At 64.4% G+C, this 388-nt stretch carries 1 protein-coding gene; it reads left to right on the forward strand.

Translation table 11 applies throughout. The features are described 5' to 3' along the window. Nucleotides 1-148: 148 nt before the first annotated feature. A partial coding sequence (locus A9K58_RS20010) for a hypothetical protein (RefSeq protein WP_231109354.1) occupies nt 149-388 on the forward strand: 240 nt, incomplete at its 3' end.

Below are 388 nucleotides of genomic sequence, written 5' to 3' on the forward strand. Positions count from 1 at the left end.
GTGCCGGTCCAGCGAGGCAATCCAGACGCCGTCGTTCACCCGACGGATCATGGCCACCACCCACACGCTGTGGCAGGCGATCACCGTCAACGGGTCATCCGGGAGGCTGGCAGACCGGGTCGTCCAGCGAAAGTCAGGGGGCAGCGTCATGGCCGGCAGCATACGGCCGGCCGTCGCAAAGGCCGCGATCGCGTTGGCGACCTGCCTGAATCGTTCGGACTGGGGCCGGCGCGGGGCCACTCAATCCTGGAGAGACGTTCAGGCTGGCGTCGCCGAGACCATGGAACACGGCAGAAACGGGCCGTATAGTCTGATGACGAAGAGCAATCGAGCGATGATGAACACTATCTCGCAAGGCCCTATTTCGCTGGGCTGCAAGGATGGAGGC

This window comes from Stenotrophomonas maltophilia, from assembly GCF_001676385.1.
GTDB lineage: Bacteria > Pseudomonadota > Gammaproteobacteria > Xanthomonadales > Xanthomonadaceae > Stenotrophomonas > Stenotrophomonas maltophilia_J.